Origin of the sequence: Geobacter sp. (assembly GCA_009684525.1) — a bacterium.
Classification (GTDB): domain Bacteria; phylum Desulfobacterota; class Desulfuromonadia; order Geobacterales; family DSM-12255; genus Geoanaerobacter.
This window is the reverse complement of the sequence record WKKR01000012.1, coordinates 1-2,098: the sequence shown is the minus strand read 5'-3', so window position 1 is coordinate 2,098 and position 2,098 is coordinate 1. Positions and strand designations below refer to the sequence as shown.

General features: G+C 62.1%; 2 protein-coding genes. Both read left to right on the top strand.

The window, feature by feature from the left end:
- Positions 1-255 (top strand): DUF485 domain-containing protein (locus GJT30_18740; protein MSM41654.1); only part of this gene is annotated, 255 nt, incomplete at its 5' end.
- A gap of 18 nt (positions 256-273) precedes the next feature.
- A partial coding sequence (locus tag GJT30_18735) for a sodium/solute symporter (GenBank protein MSM41653.1) occupies positions 274-2,098 on the top strand: 1,825 nt, incomplete at its 3' end.

The following is a 2,098-nucleotide window of genomic DNA, read 5'->3' as shown; positions in this document are numbered from 1 at the left end:
GAACTGCACCACAAGAAGACGGTGTTCCTGTTCGGCTGGTGGATCTTCTCCACCGTGTACTATTTCCTCCTCCCGATCGGTGCAGCTTACACACCGGGGCTCTTCAAGATCAAGATCATCGGGGCAATCAATTTCGGCTATCTGTTTGCCCTCTCCCAGTTCTTCGTCTCCTGGGCGCTGGCCATTTATTATGCCCATGTTGCCAACAAAGATTTCGACCGGCTGACTCGTGAGCTGGTGGATGAGCTCAAATAGGAAAGGAGGAAAGGAAACATGAAAAAACTGTTCATCGCACTGACCCTGGCCCTTTCCGTGGGCTCTATCGCCTTTGCCGAGACGGCCAAGTCTCCAGCCCCTGCCGGCGATCCGGCAGCTACCGCGCCCGCAGCTACCAGCCCGGCCGCCCCTGCGGCCATGCAGCAGACCGCTACTCCGGCACCGGCCCCGGCCGCCGCACCTGCCGTGCCGGCCAAACGAGAACTCAAGGCCAACAAGGCCATTACTCTCACCATGTTCGGCATCATCATCGCCATCACCATGTCGGTCGTTGTCTGGGCAGCGAAGCGGACCAAGACCGCAGCGGACTTCTATGCAGCCGGCGGCGGCATCACCGGCACCCAGAACGGTTGGGCCATTGCCGGCGACTACATGTCGGCAGCCTCGTTCCTGGGGATTTCCGGTCTGATCTCCCTCTACGGCTATGACGGCTTCATGTACTCGGTGGGCTGGCTCGTCGCCTACATCACCGTGCTCCTGATCATTGCCGAGCCCTGCCGCAACGCCGGCAAGTACACCCTGGGGGACATCCTCTCCTTCCGCACCGAGCCGAAACCGGTGCGCGCCGTGGCCGCCATCTCAACCGTTGCCGTTTCCACCTTCTACCTCACCGCCCAGATGGTCGGTGCCGGCAAGCTGATGCAGCTCCTGATCGGCGTCCCCTACAAGACCGCCATCATCGGCGTCGGTATCCTGATGGTCGGCTACGTCGTTTTCGGCGGCATGACCGCCACCACCTGGGTCCAGATCATCAAGGCCGGCCTGCTCATGTCCGGTGCGTTCCTGCTCGCGATCCTGGTCGGTATCAAGGCCGGCATGAACCCGATCCAGTTCTTCACCGACATCGCCACCAGCCCGGCCATTGCCGAGCACGTGCAGAAGGTGGTCCTCAAGGACCCGCTGCCGGTACCCGGTTTTGACTATGGCCAGCGCTTTCTTGAGCCGGGCCTGTTCCTGAAGAACCCGCTCGACCAGATCTCCCTCGGCATGGCCCTGGTGCTCGGCACCGCCGGCATGCCGCACATCCTGATGCGCTTCTTCACCGTGCCGACGGCCCAGGCCGCCCGCAAGTCCGTCATCATCGCCATGTTCATCATCGGCGGTTTCTACGTCCTGACCACCCTGCTCGGCTTCGGCGCCGCCATCCACCTCACCCCGCAGGGGATCATGCAGGTTGACAAGGGTGGCAACATGGCGACCATGATGCTGGCCCAGCAGCTGGGTGCCGACATTGCCCCGGTCCTTGGCGACATCTTCCTCGCCTTCCTCTGCGCCGTTGCCTTCGCCACCATCCTGGCGGTGGTCTCCGGCCTGGTACTGGCAGCCTCCGCCGCCATTGCCCATGACATCTACGTCAACGTCATCAAGGACGGCCATGCTGATCAGCACGAGCAGGTCATGGCTGCCCGGGTTACCTCGATGGTTGTCGGCGCCGCCGGCATCATGATCGGCATCGCGGCCGAGAAATCCAACGTTGCCCACCTGGTGGCACTTGCTTTTGCCGTTGCCTCCTCCGGCAACCTGCCGGTCGTGTTCCTGTCGCTGTTCTGGCGCAAGTTCAACACCGCCGGCGTCATCGCCGGCCTGTTGATTGGTACCGTCTGTTCCATCGGCCTGGTTATGGTCTCTCCGAACATGACCTATCCAAAGAAGGTTGCCGCCGATGCCCAGAAGGTAGCCACGGTCCTGGAGAAGAAGCAGGCCGAGGGGACCGTGCTCACCGCCGTGCAGCTGAAGGACCTGGCCAAGGCCAAGGCTGACTACGAGAAGAACAAGGACGGCAAGTCCATGCTGGGTCTGGATGCACCGCTCTTCCCGCTGA